This is a genomic window from Martinezella lusitana (genome assembly GCF_014207095.1).
GTDB lineage: Bacteria > Pseudomonadota > Alphaproteobacteria > Rhizobiales > Rhizobiaceae > Rhizobium > Rhizobium lusitanum_B.
Window position 1 is genome coordinate 1 of the sequence record NZ_JACHBG010000037.1, and the last position, 15227, is coordinate 15227.

Here is a 15227-nt window from a genome sequence, read left to right on the forward strand (position 1 = left end):
GCTGAAACCGCCGCTGCATGATCCAATGGCAGCCGTCTGACGGCGACCCCGGTCAAACGGGCCGCGTCAACGCGCATGGAAATGAGCGCTTACGACGAAGTCGAATGCATCCGAAGGCAAGGCGCACAAGCCCTACGAGTTTGGCGTCAAGTCTCGGTGGCCTCGATACTGAACCGCTCTCCAAAGGCGGCCAGTTCGCCCTCCATGCCATGGCACTGCCAGGAACCCCTATTATGGGCGCACCCTCGAGACCATCATCCCCGACATGGAGGAGACGATCGGCAACGAGTTGTCCGCACCTGGCCGATGCCGGATATCGCGGCCACAATTCACCTGAGAGTCACAAGCTGCGGGTCTTCACAAGCCACAACAGCGCCGCGTGACGCCGGCCATCAAACGACAGATGCGACGAGAGCCAGCCGTCGAGCCCGTCATCGGCCACATCAAGAACGAGCATCGGATGGATCGCAATTATCTCGCCGGACAAAAGGAGATGCCGTCGATGCCGTTCTGGCTGCCGTTGGCTACAACTTCTTGCGCCTGCTCAGGTGATTCAGAGACCTTTTATGCCTGCTCACCGTCATGCTCCTGGCGTCTCTGCTCCAGCGGCGCATGCTTCCTGAAGATCTCAACGTAAAAACTGGTTCTGCCGCACGGCGGGAGAGTTCATCATCGCCGTCCACGGTACTTCCACAGGGAATGATTTGGTAGTTTGCATTGGCGCCCTCAGATCTCATCCTTCGGGCAAATCGTCCAACCAGCAGGCGCCTTCGAGGTTCGGCCGGGAAAAGATCTTTCCGATCTTTTCTGAAGCCTTGTTTTGGTGATATCGCATATAGACGCGGCCATCAGTTCCAAAGTCGAGAATCTCGATCTTACCAGTGTAATGCGACATGATGTATTTAAATGTCTTTTGAATGCCGCTCAGGCGTTGGTTGATGCCATGCGAAATCTCCAGGCCGCGGCGCAGTGGAACCTGAAAATGCGATGCACCTTTCACCGGCCTGCCTTGAAATAGGTAATATGGGCGGACACCCATATGGTGACACTTGGCGAAGGTCGCGGCCAAAATGTCGGGGTCATCGTTGACTTTCGCGAGAAGCACGCACTGGTTTAGGAACTGCGTACCACGCGCCCGCAATGACCGAATGCTTCGCTCCGCATCGGCCGAAATTTCGCCGATATGGTCAAAATGCGTAACGATCACTGCGGATTTTCCAGCTACATGGATCCGTTCGAACAAGGCCACTAGAGCAGGATCCTCAAACCTTTGGGGCGCGTAGGCGAGCATTTTTGTGCCAAAACGAATGGAATTCAGATGTGGGAATGGCAGCAGATGATCAAGAATTTCATGGAGGCTGGCGGTGTTGAGCACGAACGGGTCACCTCCTGATATCAGGACGTTCGTCATCTCAGGATGACCTCCAATGTATCGCGCAATCTGCCCAAGGTCAGCTGCGATTTCATCTGAGTCCTTGCCGACAATGCGTTTGCGGAAGCAATAACGGCAGTATGAAGCGCAGCGGTCCGTTGCAAGCAACAATCCTGTTTGCGCGTACTTGTGCTGAAACCCGGGCGCGACCGTGTTTTCGTGCTCTCCGCTGGTATCCAGAGTGCCGGGACCGTCGAACTCTTCGAATGAGGGCTCGACGATGAATTTAAGCTGATCATAATGACCACTGTTGATGATCTGTTCACGATAGAATTTTGTAACACGATAACGCGTGATGCTGTTTGCTTCCACCTCGGCGGGGGTGACTGCGCGTGCCCCCTCAATGAAATTTATGATCTTGGACGACAACAGCGGGTCCGAACTGATGAGCGGAGCCACTTTTAATTTTGTCGTCTTACCTTGGATAGTTCGAGTGGTCTTCATCTAGAGCCCTTAATAAAAAAAGGCGAGAGGCAATTGTCGTACGGTTCTTCGTTATGCACCTGCAATCAATGTGCCGTCGACGATCTGATTGCTGTCAAAGTGACGCAAAGTCAGGTTACGCAGGCGTCCACAGAATACAAGGGTCTTCAGTGTGTCAGGGCCAGAACAGAAATGGACCCAAGTTGACACGACCAATGTAAGGAATGATTGAGCCGTTGTTTTTCGAAGCACCATCTGATGTGGTTGCCGCCGCTGTCATGCGCTTGTCTTGCGGCGTGCTGATTTTTTGGCGCGCGTGGCTGGGGCTTGGCTGGACACCGCTGCTGCGGCGCCCCGACGATGCCAATATCGAGGATCTGCTGCCCTTCAACTTCAAAAGCCAGCCAGCATAAGCCGCCGCTCTTCAAAACGATTTACAACGTGCACTGAAAAGAGCGCTACCAATAATCAGCAATGCAGGACGATTATTGAGCCTGCGGTAGGTTGTCGCCACAAGTGTGGCGGTCGCTCCTATCCCTTGCAAACGGGATAAACCAGGTTGATGGGCCACCGTTCTCGATGGCCGACAGCGGGTAAGATTTGTTTCCCTTCGCGATGATCATGTAACACCCGGCATCCATGGCGATCCTTGCTGCCATCAACTTCGTCAGCATGCCACCCGAACTATGACGAGAGACGGAATGACCGGCCATGGCCTCTATTTGGGGGGTAATGCGTCGCACCTCTGTGATCAAACGGGCCGACGGGTTGTCGTGTGGATCTTCCGTGAAGAGGCCATCTATGTTGGAAAGCAAAATAATTATGTCAGCCTGCACCAACTCTGCGAGCTGGGCCGCCAAACGATCATTGTCGCCAAAACGGGTGTCGGCAGTTGCGGTTGTGTCGTTCTCATTGATAACGGGAACGGCGCCAACTTTGAGGATTTGTCGAACAGTTGACAGAACATTGAGTCGGCGATGCGGGTTGCGTAGATCTTCGCCCATCAATAGTATTTGTCCGAGTCCAAATCCAAACCGTTTTAAGCTCTGTTCGAAGGCAAGCATGAGTCGAACTTGACCGATGGCTGCAGCCGCTTGTCGCTCTTCACTTCTCAGAGGAACGTCAAACTCATTGAAGTGACGTGACCCAACCGCGACAGCACCGGAGGTCACGATGATCACCTGCTGCCCACGTGAGAAAAATCGGACCACATCTTCTATCATCGTTTCAAGCCAAGAACCGCGAATGTCTCCGGTTTCTCCGTCGGCAATTAGTGCGGAGCCAATCTTCACGATTATTCGGTGAGCGGAAATTAATTGCGCCGTGGTCATCAAGTGTTGCCTCGCTAAAAGGAACGCACGTCTCTGCAATCTACACTGGGCAACTCAATATTCATTGCGAATTGCCCTTTACCTAGAGCCTTTGAGGCTGCTGGAGGAGTTTAACGGCACGGCGTGTTCTTCTTCGCCAGAGGTAGAGAATGGCGTGATCGACCAATCGATTAGACCGACCGCATGCTGAAGTATGGCCTTGGTCTGTGCAAAGCTGGATGAAGCGGCGATCACATGTCCTATGCGGTCCCGGTAGTCACCTTTCCTGACTATCTGCGTCTTAGGCTTAACATAAAATTTGACCTCTACAACGCCCGACACGGCAGCCGCCCGACTGTCGCCGTCGATCCAACTGAGGGTGCCATCGCGATCAGGGAGTAGGAATCGCACGGCTGCAGTCTGGAGATACGTGGTGCGTAAGTCACATTCCACGCCGGTGGCAAGCTTAATGTGCTCGGTTACGAGATCGACACCATAAGCAAGATGAGCCCGCCGAGGATAGGTTCCGCCCGCAATACGCGGATTGACTTCTATTACAACTGGGCCACGCGTCGTCCACCGCAATTCAATGTTGGTTGGCCCCCACCCAAGTCCCAGAGCTCCCAAACAGCGCAGCGCCACGTCGGAGATTCGCTCGTGCTCGTCGTTAGTCAGCAGGGCCGGAAAGATGCTCTCACGAAAGAGAAAATGTGGTGGATGATCGAAATCGGCGGCGCTAATCCCAATGACCTCATTTCCCATCGTGTCGGCTTCATAGAACGGGCCCTGTGCGAATTCTTCGACCAGGATCTTCGGTGAAGACCGCCATGTATGCTTCCCACCTAAAAGATGGGCCGTATGTTCGGCCAACTCGGCGACGTTTCGGCACAGTCGAACACCGATGCCGCCGATACCCCCGATCGCAGGCTTGACCACCACTGGCAGGCCGATTTCCGCGGCACAGCTTTCAACCTCCGCCGCGTTAGTGGCCAGGCGATAAGCAGGTATCGGAACGCCTCCATCAGCGAGCAGGCGACGTTGAATGAATTTGTCGCAACATTGTTCGACCGAAGCGGGGTTTGGTCCCGGTAAATCGAATTGCTGGCAGAGCTTTCCGGCGGTCGCGTAGACCTTCTCCTCGGCGCTTGTAATGCCAACAATTTCGTAGGTCTTACCCAGCCGAGAGCATTCGTTGATCAGCGCATGGAGATTGTCTGTATCGACTTGGATTGCTTCAACACCTCCCGCTGCGAGATAGGGGTACTGAGCTGGATCGGTCGATAGGGTAATTGGATGAAGGCCAAAACTCTTGGCAGCTTGGACATATTGCTCACCAGTACCATGTCCGTTGCCTTCAAGCAGGATGAGCGCTCTTCTTGCCATTGACTGCTGACCCTCCGTTGCGGGATTTGCGGCGGTCCGAGCGTATCCGCATCAACCTTGCTAGCTACGCCCGGCCACAGATCTGCAGTGAACGTACCATCCTCAGCGAATTGCGGACGTAAAGATCTTGTAAATTTTTTGTTTGACGGATCTAGGTGTGCGATGTTTTGATCGGCGCACGGTGGAATGGAGCATCACCCAGCCTACTGGCGATATCGGTAATCACGCGGTCCGAAGAATACTCGTGTACTACCGTCACAATAACGACCGCTCAGACCTTTGCACCCTTGAGTGATCGTAATTGCTTCAGGGATCCTCTCGTTGCCTTGGCTGGCCGGGGTATTGCATCAGCGATCTAGCAAGAGCGCCGTAGAGCCGGGGGCCGACACAGCTTTTCAGTCGGAGAATGAAGCAATTGACTCATAAAGCATTAATTTGTATCAAATGATTTATGCAGGATACTTAGCCTCGACGCGCCGCAATGAATTTGGCTGAGCGGCCTGGCAGCGGAAGGGGAGCCACGACCTGAAAACCAAACGCTCTCCCACTTCTGACGGCAGCGCCAGCAGTCTCTCCGAAACATACCGACAGTAAGCGGAAAGCAGAGAACTCAATGACAAAAAACCTCATAACCAGTGTGCACGCCAAGGGCGACGCCTTCTCGATTGGTTGTGCGCTCGGGAAGGCCAATGCCACAAGCTTCCTCGAGTATCGGCTTGGCACGGAGCAATTTCGCGCTCTAGATGCTCGATGGCGCGGATCGGAATATTTGAAGAATTTGGAAGCTGCAGCCCGCGCGGCATATCCCCGCTACGTGCGCGAAATCGAGGGTATCGCAGAAGGTGCCGGCAAGGATTTCGAGACCATCTTCCTATTGAATTGCCAGACTGATCTGCAGATTCCAGACGCCGCCTCCGCGGCAAAAGCTGTTGCCGGAATGGGCTGCACGACTGTCCTAATACCAGCTGAATGCAATGGGCCGGCGGTTATCGCCCACAATGAGGACGGCGAGCCCGAATCGCTGGGTGCCAATTTCTGGGTGGAGATTGAGCCCGATGTGGGGCCGGCGTGGAGCAGCTTTATGACCGCGGGCATGCTGCCGGGCGGTACCTTCCGCCTGAACGAGACCGGCCTGGTCCAGACGATCAACGCGATCACCCCGAACGACCAAAAACCTGGCGTGCCCCGACAGGTTCTTTGCCGCGCCATTCTTGATGCTAAAAGTTTGGACGAAGCGGTCGGCATTTTGAAGCGCAATGACCGCTCGTGTGGATTCCATCACACTCTTGGCGATGCGAAGACCCGCAAGGTACTCTCTGTCGAAGCGCCGGCCTCAGGCTGCGTCGTGGTAGAGGTTGCTGAACCGCGAGCGCATGCCAACCATCTGCTCTCCAGCGAGTTCAGTGGGGTGAAGCAGACCATCGGCGCTTCCTCCCGTGACCGACAAGCAGCGGCGGATCGAATGATCGGCGAAGGCGCGTTGGCGGGTGGAGCAGAAGCGGTGCTGTTTGACGAGACCACTCTAATCTTCAAGGATTGGAAAGACTCCCGGACCCTCGCGACGAGTGTTTTCGAGCTTTTTCCAGACCGCATCGAGTGGCGGATACATGCGGCTCGTGACGAGCGAGCTGCACTAAGCGGAACAATGCGCGTCGTCTAATGCGGCCTCAAGTCGCCGAGCGGTGCGACGTCGTCGTCCGGGGACCGAACCCACGGGTGCGTCTGGGCAGCGATCAGCCACGTCAAAAAAACTGCAGCCGGTCTGTTCAAGGCCCGGCCAGGTGAAAAATCCCACAAACCCCATTGCGAAGTTGCAAGGAAAGATATGGGCTATCATCTCAGAGACGATCAGTATCAACGGCTCGTCGTATTTCACGAGCGCGCCGGCCGCCTGTCGGATTCCGAAGCCTTAATGGCATTGGCAGACAACGCTTTCCAGGAGGAATTTGGCCACAAGCTCTTTACCCTCCTCAAGGTTGATAGAGCCGCAGGCGTTATGCGGCGGATCTACTCGACCGACCTCAATTACAGTCCCCTCGGAGGAACGAAGCCCCTCGCCGATGACGAGTGGAGTAGGCGTGTCGGCGCTGGTCGGCACTTTCTGGGCAAAGATTGCGAAGACATGAAGCGCTACTTTGCCGACCACGAAACATTGATCAAAATGGGCCTCGTGGGTGTATTGAATACCGCAGTCGTTTGGCGGAACGAGGTCATTGGTTGGATCAACCTCTTGGATGCTGCCGAACATTATACCCTCGAGATGTGCGATCTCGCAGGCCTATACGCGCAGGCTCTCGCGCCTTCTTTCCTTGCTAACTGAAATGCACGGCTCGAAACGCGTCGATGTATGCCAGACGCTCAGCATGATCTACATTGACGGCCGGTCGGTTTGGGTCCGCATTCTGTATCGGCGCGGACTTTTGTAGGTAGTTCGCCCGACGGCGCTCCACCCGCACGAGAGTGAATTCTAAAGCTCTCCGCGGCGCTTCGAGCGAAGATGAGACTATCCCAAGTCGGGTCGGAAACTATCACTTTGCTGGAGGCGACGCCGAATTAACGACGCCGCTCTCTTTATGGGAGATGAAGACTGCCCTCACCGTTCAACAACGGGTAAATCGATGTAGCAACCGTGAGGACCGCGATGCAACTTGAGCTGCGGCGGTTCTCCGTCAGCGGGTACATTGGCGAAACTCGTGCTCTCGCTTCCCGCTAGACACACCCTCAAGCTATAGTCCGCTGGTATGAGCGCCGAAATCGGTAACAGTGTAAACGCCAATCTGGTCGGTTCTCCTGGTGTGAGCGGCTCGGCGTCGCTTTCCAAATAGCTTTGTTGTGGTCCGAGCGCGCCGAAAGGCGAGGCAGTCCATACTTTCCGATGACGCGCACGCAACTGGCCTTCTGTAAGGTAGCAGGAGGTCCCATCAGGTTTAACTGCTTCCAAATAGACGAAGAAAATACCGTCTTCACGGGTTGAGGTTATGTTCAGATCCACAACTGGATGCCCGGTGATCTCCAAATCATTCTGCAGCGGTTCGCTCGTATAGGCCAGTCGAGCCGCATCGAACTGTCGCCGATCTCCATAATCGATTTCCCATGTTCCAATGCCACCATTGGTGTCCCATCTGTTTGAGAGGACGTCCCCCAGTTCACGGTCAACCTGCAGAGTGTCGTAGCCCGTGTCACTCGGCGATGAGCTCAGGCGCGAGCCACTTGCCATATGCCATCGTTGTCGGACGGCCGGGACTGGCCATGAGCGCGTTGACTTCCAGGATCCCTCGCCGCACGTGTAGTAGTGAATGACTTTATCGGCCTGCAGAGCAGCCTCGCCCGTGAAACAAGCATCAATGAATCGAATATCATTTGCGTGTTGCGCCGCCATGATCGGAGCGCAGTCCTGAACATCAGCACGCAGTGGGTCATATGGTTTGCGGCCGCCATGGTTCCACGGACCAAGAATGATGTTCATGGGGTTCGACTGGAGTAGAAATCGCCGGATAGACCCGAGGGGCGACCCAGAATCGAACCAACTGCCCCAATTTTGAATCGGAACCCCCGATTGCGAGATAAGGTCAGCCGACGCCTGTGGAGAGAAATCGAACCCAGAACGTTTGCTGAGCCAATCGTCAAAGGACGTGGTTTGCTCGACCGGCTGGAATGACGGCGCGCGGCCGTGTTCTTGCAGCGCGGCCGTCAACTCCGCTTGGCTTCCCACCGGACGAATTCCCGCACGGAGAGTTGAGGCGCGATCAGCATTGATCTCGCTATTTTCGTCTCTGTTCAACGATTCAACCAGTTGACTCCACCTGTCGAGGGTAAGGTTCGGAACACCTCCTGGATAGGTTTCGAAAAAGATATCGTAGTCGACATAGCGCGGCACGATGCCTTTCAGGGCGGGATGATTTCTCGAAGCAATAAGGTCTGCAGAGTTGGCGGTGTAGGACACGCCGTACGCAAGCACATTGCCCGTCGACCAAGGCTGTGCAGCGATCCAGTCTAACACGTAACTAAAGTCGAGGATTTCTTCGCGCGAGCGGTGACCTGGCCAAACGCCGAACGAGGCGCCGGTACCGCGAACATCTCCAACCACCACCGCATAGCCTTCTGGAACGAACAAATCCGCATATTGATTGGACGGCTCGCCCTTCTTTCCGCGCCCATAACAGGTCATAACCAAGATGGTGTTGCGCTTATGATCCGCGCTATCGCCCATCGGACGAACCACGTCCAAAGCGAGCCTGACACCTTCGTGCGCATACACATACGTCGATTCCAATGGGCCGAGTTTCTCTCTGCCTGCAGCTTTGGCACTGAGATCAAGGCGGTATACTGGATTTTCGTTCGGCTCGGCCTGGGCCTGAAAGCGAGAATCGGTCATGCAAACGCTCCTGTGAGTGTGCGACATATGTTTCAGTACGTAGTGTTTTGCGGCATTTGTCTTACCAGTGCAGGGGCGCCGGCCTGGAGGGTGCGGATTGCGGGGCGCGACCGTGTTAGCCAAGCGATCCCACTAGCAGCTTTATGGTAGGCCGTTCGCGGCTCTGGGCGTGCCACCGCTCCACCGGAGCGATGACCAAAGGGCAAAGCGGCAAAATCGCGATCGCGACTAGATTCTGTCGGGACGAAGTGTCACAGAACAGTCTGGCTTCTTAGATCCTTAGACGCCCGTGTCAGCACTTCAGGCTTTTCCCCGATGACGACCGTATCGTCTTGTCGGAAGCCGCCGAGTCCATAAACATACAATCCGGGCTCGACCGAATAAACTTCGTTTTCGAGCAAGGCACGGTGATTGAATGCCATGTCTCCGGGGTACTCGTGGCACAACAAGCCCATGCCGTGTCCTGTCCGGTGCATGATGTAGTTTCCAAAACCCGCTTTTTCGATGATTGCCTGCGCTGCTGCATCAATTCCCGACACCGGTCGACCCGCCACAGCGGCTTCAATTCCAGCTTCATTTGCAGCGAGCGCGACCTCGAAGAAGCGTTCCTGCCGGGTATCCGGCTTGCCACAGAACCAGGTCCGCTCATTCTCCACGACCACTCCATTAATGCGGGGGATAATCAAGTTGATCATCACGTGTCCTTTTTCGAGGATCGCACCGGATCGCTTGCCGTCCCCGTGTGGAGCTGCCGACGGTGGACCCGAGATCGACCACAGGTCGAGCAAGGCAACATCCTGCGCTGGAAAGCGTCGTGCGGCCTCCTGCGCTAACTCGGCTCCCATCATCATATCCAATTCCATCAGGAGCCGACCCGGACGGATACTCTCCCGGTAGCGATCCTGTAACCAGTCGGTCAAGCTCGCTATCTCGCGCATGAGTGCGATCTCTTCGGGATGCTTGACCCAACGAAGCGCTCGAAACTCTTGCGTCTTCATTAGAGGACGGGCCTCAGGTAGCAGCGCGAACGCCTTCTGCAATGGACCGCCACCAACATCGGTCCCGATGCGAGCTCTCCCGAGACCTGCACTTCGTAGTTTTTCGGCAACCATCTCCGGCCATTCATGCACAAGATGCATTCGATTGGAGAGGACTGGATGCTCCGCATAAAAGCTTGTGTCGGATACCCAAAGACGCCCGTCTTCGTGCGCATATCGCCAATTGTTTGTCGAAAGCTCATTGAGGACAACAAACGGCGCGCCGTTCCTCGGGACGACACAGAGAATTGGCCGCTCCCAGGTGGTGACATCCGTCTGGAAGTTGGTCGCGAACTGAAAGAACTCTGTGCTTGCGAAAGCGACAGCATCCAGGTTCTCGCGATCCATCAGTTCATTTAGTAGCTTGTACCGATACTCACGCACATTATTGCCCAAGTATGCCATCTGACCTCTTCTCTTTTCCTGAAAGCTTACCTGGTGTCTTCGACCGGCGGTTCGCAGAGTGAAATGATGCCGATCAGCGACCGCGCTTACGCGGATGAATCGGCCTCTTTGGAACCGAATGAAACATATGAGTCGCTATTGTGTCAATGATCCATTTGAATCAGGTACGGTTAAAAACCACGTCCCGGAAGTCCAGAGCCTGCAGGCGCTCCCGTAGGGCTGGCGTCGGCAGCAGTGTTCGGCAGATGGTAAACTGAGGCGACCAAAGGCTCAGATATCAATAATACGCTTGATGCATATTGAGCGTTATAAAACATTTGTTGCATTCCTTATCGTGTTGCGTTAGGACATTGATGGTAGCGGTCGAGGAGGCTGCTGCCTGAACACTGCAATCGTTTATGCGCCACCGTCTTGGTGAATGCGGGACCGAGTGGAAACGCAGGAACCGCGTGCTTTGGTCTGACATCGCCGGCGTCGTGTTCGCCGTACACTGATGAAGTGAGATCCCCGTGCGCCATGAGCAAGGAATTAACAGAGGGAGAACGAAATGAGCATTCTGATAAATCGCCGGCGGTTCATGCAGGCTACTTCGACCGCAATTGCGGTAGGCGCGTTGGCTTCCGCGGCCGGCCGTGCAACGGCCGCCTCCACCGGCGAGCTCAAAGTCAACATGAGCGGCGGCAACTGGGGCGATGCGGTGATGAAGGCTTACGTCGAGTCCTTTGAGGCCGAGACCGGAGTCAAGGTGACGCGCGTCAATGCGGACTTCTCATCGACACAGATTGCGATGATGGTCGATACCAAAAACGTTTCGGCCGACGTCGTCAACCTTGGTCAAACCAATGTCGATCCGCTTACTGCCAAGGGCTACCTCGAAAAGATCGATTATTCCATCTGGAAGAAGGAAGACCTGGAAGCAATCGCAGAAAACTGGAGGCAACCGAACGGCTTTGCTTCGTACGTATACTCGGTGAATATGGTCTGGAACACGAAGAAGTTCCCGGCAGGAAAGCCCCGGCCGACCACCTGGGCGGAATTCTGGGACGTCAAGAAGTTCCCTGGCGTTCGCTCCATCAATACCGGCGAATACGGAAGTGGGCCTTGGGAAGAAGCATTGCTCGCGGATGGCGTTCCGATGGACAAGCTCTACCCGATGGATATCGACCGCGTGTTTGCAAGCTTGGACAAGATCAAGCCGCACATTCGCAAATGGTGGACGAGCGGGTCGGAAATTCTTCAGATCATGCGAGACAACATCGCCGACATCGTGCAGTCCTATGACGCGCGCGCACTTACCCTTATTGATGAAGGTGGGCCAATCGAGATCAACCGCAACCAGGCGAAACTGACAACGGACTATTGGTGCATCCCGAAGGGCAGTCCGAATGCCGAAAATGCTCAAAAATTTATTGCGCTGACAAGCCGCCCGGACCGACAGGCCGAGTTTGCAAAGCTTATCGCGCAGGGCCCAACGAACAAGAACGCCTTCAAATTGATTCCTGACGATGTCGCCCGAAAACTTGCGTCGCATCCCGACTACGAGGCGATCAGCTTCGCTATGAACGCCAAATGGTATGCCGAGGTTGGATCGGACGGAAAGTCGAACAAGGAGCGGCTTGTGCAGCGTTGGAATGAGTGGATTCTTCAGTAATCCTCTGTCCCCAACGATCTATCGGTGGCGCTCGTCCAGTCGGCGCGGGCCGTCAAAGGTTAGCGCCACCTCTTCCCACTACCTGCCTTACGGGACTGCATGCCAAAGTTGCTCATCAGTCCTGCTGGAGTATCGTAATGAACTTGAATCTGAAAAATCATCTTCCTGCCGAGGACGAAGTGTTGCAGAAGCTTCCGGATACCGCTCAAATCGAATTTCGCAATGTTTCCAAGATCTATGGGGCCGTTGCTGCGGTTAAGGATATCTCCCTTTCTGTTTCGCGCGGCGAGTTCCTTACGATTCTTGGACCGAGCGGTTCTGGCAAAACGACAGCATTGATGCTGCTCGCCGGCTTCACGACCCCTACCGGAGGAGACATCCTCATTTCCGGCAAGTCCGTGTCCGAAGTCCCGTCTTACCGCCGCGACCAAGGCATTGTCTTCCAGAGCTATGCACTTTTCCCGCACCTTACGGTGCATCACAACTTGGAGTTCCCGCTCGAAATGCGCGGCATCAAGGCCTCTGACAGAGCGTCGCGGGTCAAAAGAATGCTTGAGCGTGTTCGCCTGGGTGAGTTTGGCGAGCGCATGCCATCACAATTGAGTGGGGGCCAGCAACAACGCGTGGCCGTCGCGCGCGCCTTGATTGCAGATCCACCGATTTTGCTGCTGGACGAACCGCTGGGCGCGCTCGATCGAAATCTGCGCGAGCAGATGCAAGTGGAAATCAAAGAGCTGCACAAGGAGTTTGGGAAAACGACCATCTGCGTCACCCACGATCAAGAAGAAGCACTCACGCTTTCGGACCGCATCGTTGTCATGCGCGCCGGTCAAATCGAGCAGATCGATACACCGGAGGCCTTGTACGATCGCCCCAAAACGCGCTTTGTCGCCAACTTCCTGGGTGAAGCAAATATCCTCGAAAGCGTTGATTTCAAGATTGAATCGGACGTTGTTCCTTCTTCCGGTATGGTATCGATGCTTCGGCCGGAGCGCATTTGCGTCAGTGTGCCTTCAGCAGCAAGGCGCGCAGATGCGGACCACAGACAGTCCGTCTCGGGGATCGTGGACGATATGATCTATGCTGGACCCTTGAGGAAGTACCGGGTGCGGGTTGGGAATGCGACGCTGATCGCGCGCGAACATGTGGCATCGGGCCAGCAAGTCTTCCGTCCGGGCGAAGAGGTTCGCCTTGATTGGCTTCGATCCGACATCCGGTTTGTCGCTGCGTAAAGCGGAAGGACAGCATCCATGACAACACTTCAGAGAATCCGGTCCACGCCGATGTTGCTAACTTTGCCAGCGTTCGCTGTGCTGTTTGCGATTTTCGGCATACCCATGCTCCTTCTTTTCGCGACCAGCCTCAATGCGCCAAATCTGTCTTTTGCGAATTATATCGCTTTTTTCGAACAGCGCTCATTTGTCCTGATCCTGATTCAGACCTTCAAGATCAGCTTCATAGCCACGGCACTTTGTTTGATCATCGGCTACCCGACGGCTTATTTGATTACGATCGCCGGCCGTGCAAGACCAATCCTCCTGGTGCTTGTCTTCCTACCTTGGCTGACGAGTGCTCTGGTTCGGACCTACGCATGGACTGTCGTCTTGGGTGATAGTGGATTGATCAACCGCGTGTTGCTCAATTCGGGCATAATCGATAGCCCTTTGTCTCTCATCTATAATCGTTTCGCTGTTTATGTTGGCATGGTGCATATCATGTTGCCCATGATGATTTTGCCGATTGTCAGCGTGATGATGAGCATTGATACTTCCTTGATGGCAGCCGCTCGCAGCATGGGCGCAAAGCCGTTCACCGCCTTTCTCCGGGTCTTCGTACCTCTTAGTATCCCGGGCGTTCGAAGCGGCTGCATATTGGTTTTTGTTGTTTGCCTGGGCTTTTACATCACGCCACAAGCATTGGGCGGCTTGGGCGACACCATGCTTTCAACCCTCATCAATTCGCAGCTTACAACATCGTTGAACATTGCGGCGACCGCCGCGGCAGCCTTTATATTGTTGGCGATGGCGCTCGCGGTTCTTTCCGTAGCGGGCGTCAATCTCGCCGGCGCGCATGGACAGCCTGCTTCAAGCGAGCAGAACGCCCGACGACGTAAACTGCCTTCATTCGACAAGGCATCCCGCTATCTCAACGAGTTTCTCGTCCCGTATCGGGCGCGACGCTGGGCAGCAAAGCTCCATCAAGCGCAGCGGGAAACCCCGTGGTCCAAGATTGCGGGGGCAGCATTCCTTGCCGTCGTTGTCATCTATCTATTGGCGCCCGGTTTCATCGTGATCATCGTCTCGTTAAATGCAGGGGAGTTCCTCGAGTTCCCACCTAAGGCTGTTTCGCTCAGATGGTACTATTCGTTCTTCAACGACCCCTCGTGGATCGGCGCATTGTGGAACAGCTTCCAATTCGGCGTAATTGTCAGCGTGGTATCGACCATAGTCGGCACATTGGCAGCGTTTGGCCTCAGCCGGTGCTCGTCGCGCTTGCGCTCGGGTCTAACCATGGTGATCCTGACGCCGATTACCTTCCCAATCATTGTTGTTGGTGTTGCTGTCTATACCGGGCTGGCCAAACTAGGATTGGTTGGAACGAACACCGGGATCATCCTGGGCCAGACGATCGGAGCCATCGGCTATGTCGTTGTCATCGTCCTTGCGACACTCGCAGGATTCGACAGGAGGCTGGAACAGGCGGCAATGAGCATGCGCGCCGGGCCGACCCAGACGTTCATGCGGGTTACTCTCCCGTTAATCCGCTCTGGTATCATCGGCGGCGCGCTCTTCGCGTTCTTGGCTTCCTTCGACGAGGTCATCATCACGTCGTTTGTCAGTGGCTATGCGATCCCGACATTGCCATTGAAAATGCTGGAAAACCTGAAGCAGCAACTTGACCCGACGATCGCTGCCGTTGGCGCTTTGCTGACAATGTTGCCAATCGTCTGGCTGGTTGCGCTTTATTTCACGCTTTGGCGCGGAAGAGGGGCGTTGAAGAGTGCTCCGGTCGCCGCGACCTGAGTCATCATACTCATGCCGGCTCCGTAACTCGCAGCCGTGAAACTGACTGCCTGTCCCAGAGCGAACTCTGGGGCGGGCTCCTGGCTCGAAGACTGCCCGGCGCATTTACTGCGCAATGGAGCTCATCAATCGCTTGTGCTCAAAGCCGAAGCCGGTCACGACGGACTTTCTAGGCAAGCTCTGGTTTC

At 55.2% G+C, this 15227-nt stretch carries 11 protein-coding genes and 1 pseudogene; 7 read left to right on the forward strand and 5 right to left on the reverse strand.

Going from position 1 to position 15227, the window contains the following annotated elements; translation table 11 throughout:
• Positions 1–96 precede the first annotated feature (96 nt).
• Positions 97–546 (forward strand): annotated as a pseudogene (locus tag GGD46_RS32230) (transposase); the annotation flags it as partial.
• A 187-nt stretch (positions 547–733) separates the two neighbouring features.
• Here the strand turns inward: GGD46_RS32230 and GGD46_RS32235 are convergent.
• On the reverse strand, positions 734–1876 hold the full coding sequence (locus GGD46_RS32235) for a KamA family radical SAM protein (RefSeq protein ID WP_004128843.1): 1143 nt from the start codon (positions 1874–1876) through the stop codon (positions 734–736).
• A gap of 215 nt (positions 1877–2091) precedes the next feature.
• On the opposite strand from GGD46_RS32235, the gene GGD46_RS32240 reads away from it, so the two are divergent.
• The gene (locus GGD46_RS32240; RefSeq protein ID WP_154660804.1) at positions 2092–2268 is read left to right on the forward strand and encodes a hypothetical protein; all 177 of its coding nucleotides are present in this window, start codon (positions 2092–2094) and stop codon (positions 2266–2268) included.
• Positions 2269–2340: 72 nt separating this feature from the next.
• Here GGD46_RS32240 and proB read toward each other — a convergent pair whose 3' ends face one another.
• Together proB and GGD46_RS32250 are read right to left on the reverse strand one after the other, a co-directional pair.
• Positions 2341–3186 (reverse strand): glutamate 5-kinase, encoded by an 846-nt coding sequence (gene proB / locus GGD46_RS32245; protein ID WP_004128845.1) that lies wholly within the window; start codon positions 3184–3186, stop codon positions 2341–2343.
• 78 nt (positions 3187–3264) lie between these two features.
• Complete coding sequence (locus GGD46_RS32250; protein WP_004128847.1) at positions 3265–4548, reverse strand: acetyl-CoA carboxylase biotin carboxylase subunit family protein; 1284 nt, start codon at positions 4546–4548, stop codon at positions 3265–3267.
• Positions 4549–5161: 613 nt separating this feature from the next.
• On the opposite strand from GGD46_RS32250, the gene GGD46_RS32255 reads away from it, so the two are divergent.
• Both GGD46_RS32255 and GGD46_RS32260 read left to right on the forward strand, forming a co-directional pair.
• On the forward strand, positions 5162–6208 hold the full coding sequence (locus GGD46_RS32255) for a C45 family autoproteolytic acyltransferase/hydolase (RefSeq protein ID WP_004128849.1): 1047 nt from the start codon (positions 5162–5164) through the stop codon (positions 6206–6208).
• 165 nt (positions 6209–6373) lie between these two features.
• Positions 6374–6868 carry a hypothetical protein gene (locus GGD46_RS32260; protein WP_015342013.1) on the forward strand — a complete coding sequence of 165 codons (495 nt, stop codon included), beginning with the start codon at positions 6374–6376 and terminating at the stop codon, positions 6866–6868.
• A 273-nt stretch (positions 6869–7141) separates the two neighbouring features.
• On the opposite strand, the gene GGD46_RS32265 is transcribed toward GGD46_RS32260, so the two are convergent.
• Positions 7142–8923 carry a CocE/NonD family hydrolase gene (locus tag GGD46_RS32265; protein WP_004128850.1) on the reverse strand — a complete coding sequence of 594 codons (1782 nt, stop codon included), beginning with the start codon at positions 8921–8923 and terminating at the stop codon, positions 7142–7144.
• Positions 8924–9174: 251 nt separating this feature from the next.
• A complete protein-coding gene (locus GGD46_RS32270) occupies positions 9175–10365 on the reverse strand; it encodes a M24 family metallopeptidase (RefSeq protein ID WP_004128852.1) in 1191 nt (396 codons plus the stop codon).
• Between the two features lie 547 nt (positions 10366–10912).
• On the opposite strand from GGD46_RS32270, the gene GGD46_RS32275 reads away from it, so the two are divergent.
• The 3 genes from GGD46_RS32275 to GGD46_RS32285 all read left to right on the forward strand — a co-directional run bounded on the left by GGD46_RS32275 (position 10913) and on the right by GGD46_RS32285 (position 15039).
• A complete protein-coding gene (locus tag GGD46_RS32275; protein ID WP_004128854.1) occupies positions 10913–12016 on the forward strand; it encodes an ABC transporter substrate-binding protein in 1104 nt (367 codons plus the stop codon).
• 137 nt (positions 12017–12153) lie between these two features.
• A complete protein-coding gene (locus GGD46_RS32280) occupies positions 12154–13248 on the forward strand; it encodes an ABC transporter ATP-binding protein (protein ID WP_004128856.1) in 1095 nt (364 codons plus the stop codon).
• A gap of 18 nt (positions 13249–13266) precedes the next feature.
• Positions 13267–15039: an ABC transporter permease subunit gene (locus tag GGD46_RS32285; protein WP_004128865.1), complete on the forward strand. Its 1773-nt coding sequence runs from the start codon at positions 13267–13269 to the stop codon at positions 15037–15039.
• Positions 15040–15227: the final 188 nt, after the last annotated feature.